The 2,081-nt window shown below is 59.4% G+C and carries 3 protein-coding genes; 2 read left to right on the top strand and 1 reads right to left on the bottom strand.

Features of this window, described 5'->3' with window-relative positions; all coding sequences use genetic code 11:
- Both ACYP5B_RS51495 and ACYP5B_RS51490 read left to right on the top strand, forming a co-directional pair.
- Positions 1-634 (top strand): PRTRC system protein D (locus ACYP5B_RS51495; protein WP_459575227.1); only part of this gene is annotated, 634 nt, incomplete at its 5' end.
- Between the two features lie 11 nt (positions 635-645).
- Entirely contained in the window at positions 646-1,047 is a 402-nt protein-coding gene (locus ACYP5B_RS51490; protein ID WP_276286862.1) for a hypothetical protein, read from the top strand.
- Between the two features lie 699 nt (positions 1,048-1,746).
- Here ACYP5B_RS51490 and ACYP5B_RS51485 read toward each other — a convergent pair.
- The gene (locus ACYP5B_RS51485) at positions 1,747-1,965 is read right to left on the bottom strand and encodes a hypothetical protein (protein ID WP_276286863.1); all 219 of its coding nucleotides are present in this window, start codon (positions 1,963-1,965) and stop codon (positions 1,747-1,749) included.
- Positions 1,966-2,081: the final 116 nt, after the last annotated feature.

The raw sequence follows: 2,081 nt of genomic DNA, 5'->3' as shown, positions 1-2,081 counted from the left end.
GAAGTACGCCGGCTACCTGAAGGACCGCTTCAGTGGTGAACTCGACTTCGGCTGGGGTCCGATCCGGGTGCACAACGTGCTGCCGCTGCCTCAGCCCATCGGAACATTGGTCACATTCATCCAGCAGTGCGCCAAGCAGTACGACCCCGACAACGCCTATCTCGTGATTGACGTCGGCTATTTCACGACCGATTGGGTGGTCGCACGCGGCTACACGATGGACGACACCCGAAGCGGTGGCGTGCCGGGCGGTGCATCGCGTATCTATCAGCAGGTGGCAAGGCTCATCTCTCAGGCCGAGGGCGCAGCGGTGGACAGCATCGAACGGATCGACAAGGCAATCCGCGAGGCTAAGCCGATGCTCTTCTATCGCAAGGATCTGGATCTACGCCCCTTCGTTGAAGAAGCCATTGCGGTTGCCCAACAGTCCGTCTTGGAAGTTCAAACGCGTGTCGGTCGCACCGAGGATATTCGCGCCATCATCCTGACCGGAGGCGGAGCGAGCTTGTACGCGCCAACGATTCAAGCGGCATTTCCGCACAACGACATTCATGTGATGGATGCGCCCTGCTTTGCCAATGTTCGGGGCTTCCATACGATCGGCTCTGCACGACATGTGTCGAAGTCTTCCTGAGCCGGCTGCACATGGACAAGCTGCAGATTACGATCACGCTGTCCCCCGAAGCCGCACCCGACCTGCTGGCCTATCTGCGACAGATACCCGGCGCTCGCGAGCGCGCCTTTGTATTTCGACTGCTCGCGCAGCACGGGTTGAGAGCGCTTGGCGGCTCGGGTCCCGTGGGATTGCTACCAGCACCCGAAAACACGCCGGCCAGAACGTCGTTCCCGTCGGGGGGCGCCGTCCCAACAGATAGCAATGTCAATATCAAGGAACACAGGCTAGAAGCGACTTCTCCGGTCATGCCGGTCCCGACTAACCCGGCCATCGCGGCGCCGCAAGGTGGTGCGTCGTCAGTGGATACGATGGATGCCTTCGCCATTCACGACGTTGGCGCGCTGAACGATGCGATGGCACGGTTTGGTTGAAGCCAACAACACATTAGCGATCCCGTATGCAAAACCTCCAAATGCAGATCACGTTGAACGAGTACACGACGCCCCGCTTGCTGGCCTACCTCAATGAGATTCCCACAGCGAAGGACCGTGTCTTCGTGGTGAAGATGTTGGCCGAGAGAGCGCTTGAGGCGGGCATCGGCCTGCCTGCCCCTGAGCTCGCCGTATCACCGCGACCGGCGGAACCAACGACGGCCCGACTGAAGACGGCACCAAAGACGACATCGAAAAAGGTGACACCCAAGACTTCTCCGAAGAAGCTAACATCCCGAGTTGCAACCACCCGCACGGCCCACACTCCGAGCCCGAGGGGGCGGCGACCCGCTTCCGGAGACAGAAAGGCGCGAAACTAGAGCGTCTGCTAGAACGCTAGGCGCGACCATCTAACCTGGGTCCACACGTTGCGGGAACAATGCGCGAATAGGAGTGGGTCTCCGCCCCCTTGACTTCCGAAGGGGGCGGGTACAGTAGAATCAACCGCAATGAACCAAAGGCCTATACACCATGACGGAATACGAAGTCATCCGCTTCGTCAAGTTTTTGCTGTTTTTTGGCATCTGCTGGACCCTGTGGGAATGCGCGCTGACGCTATTCATGGCGGTGCGCCGCCGTTGAAAATAATGGACAAAAAAAAAGCCCGGCATGCCGGGCTTTTTTGTTAGGGATGAGCGCTCAGTGGCGCGTCGGTCGTTGCCGACCAGTGCAATAGCTGAAGGCGGAATCGAAATCCACTTCCGTGTGTTGAAGCTGCGCGGAACCGTCGGGGTTGCGCAGATAGACATGATACGTCTCGGCGTCCGACTGGCACGCCGGCACAGCGCCCGAATCCAGTTCGCGCATGGCGCAGATTTGCAGGCGACCCACGATCACGTTAAACCCTTTGAACGACATACAGAACTCCAAGTAATGAGCTGCCGCAAGGGTTCTCCCCGGCGGGCAGAACCCGCAGGGCAGAGAGTGAATGAGGTGCCGCCCCGTGAGGCGGTTTGCAGATTGAATGGCTAGGC

It is taken from the genome of Cupriavidus sp. 8B (assembly GCF_054589115.1).
Note: the sequence above shows the minus strand (reverse complement) of the source record. Positions and strands in the feature narration are given on the sequence as shown.

What these genes read in the sequence shown, in the direction of transcription:
- ACYP5B_RS51485 (WP_276286863.1), bottom strand. Translation starts at nt 1,965, where the DNA reads ATGTCGTTCAAAGGGTTTAACGTGATCGTGGGTCGCCTGCAAATCTGC.
- ACYP5B_RS51490 (WP_276286862.1), top strand. Translation starts at nt 646, where the DNA reads ATGGACAAGCTGCAGATTACGATCACGCTGTCCCCCGAAGCCGCACCC.